1 protein-coding gene is annotated in these 1,199 nt (G+C 64.4%); it reads right to left on the minus strand.

The window, feature by feature from the left end; all coding sequences use genetic code 11:
- Window positions 1–1,199: amino acid permease (locus E1809_RS26485; protein ID WP_133207179.1), on the minus strand; the 1,199-nt coding region annotated here is incomplete at both ends.

The raw sequence follows: 1,199 nt of genomic DNA on the forward strand, positions 1-1,199 counted from the left end.
ACCATGACCAGGACGCCTGCCAGGAACAGGATCGAGAGGTAGCCCGTGTAGGGGGCGCCGAACATCCTGAAGGACGGGCGTTTCAGCCAGCCTTTGTCGGCCCAGCGTTTGAGCTGGAGCTGGCACAGGACGATCGTGGCCCAGGTGACGATGATGCCCACGGAGGCCACGTTCAGGACGATTTCGAATGCGTCGGAGGGCACGAGGTAGTTCAGGGGCACGCCGAGCAGGGAAACGCCGGCGGTGATTGCGATGCCGCCGTACGGGACACCGGCTTTGTTCATGCGTTGGGCGAATTTCGGTGCGGAACCGGCCACGGACATCGAGCGGAGGATGCGGCCGGTGGAGTACAGGCCGGCGTTCAGGGAGGACAGTGCCGCGGTGAGGACCACGAGGTTCATGATGACGTCCACGCCCTGGATGCCGATGTGCCCGAAGAAGGTCACGAAGGGGCTGATGCCCTTGACGTAGGAGGTGTACGGCAGGAGCAGTGCGAGGAGGATGACGGAGCCGACGTAGAAGACCGCGATACGGACAACCACCGAGTTGATGGCCTTGGGCATGATCTTCTCGGGGTTCTCGGTTTCACCTGCGGCGGTTCCGACCAGTTCGATCGAGGCGTAGGCGAACAGCACGCCCTGCATGAGCAGGATCATGGGCACCACGCCGGTGGGGAAGATGCCGCCGTGGTCGGCGAGGAGGCTGAAGCCGACCTGCTGGCCCGGTACCGGGGTGCCGAAGACCACGAAGYAGGTGCCGATCACGAGGAACGCGATCAGTGCGGCGACCTTGATGAGCGCGAACCAGAATTCCAGTTCGCCGAACACCTTGACTGAGATCAGGTTCAGGCACAGCACCAGCACCAGGGCGATGAGCGCCCATGCCCACTGCGGGACCACTCCGATCCACGGGACGTACTTGCCGAAGAAGTTCATGTAGAGCGCGGCGGCGGTGGTGTCCACGATGGTGGTCATGGCCCAGTTGATCCAGTAGAACCAGCCGGACACGAACGCGGCCTTCTCGCCGTAGAACTCACGGGCGTAGGAGACGAAGGATCCCGAGGACGGGCGGTGCAGCACCAGCTCGCCGAGGGCGCGCAGGATCAGGAAGGCGAAGAAGCCGCAGACGGCGTACGCGATGACCAGGGAAGGTCCGGCGGCGTTCAGGCGGCCGCCTGCTCCCAGGAACAGGCCGGTGCC

It is taken from the genome of Arthrobacter terricola (genome assembly GCF_004354015.1).
Classification (GTDB): domain Bacteria; phylum Actinomycetota; class Actinomycetes; order Actinomycetales; family Micrococcaceae; genus Arthrobacter; species Arthrobacter terricola.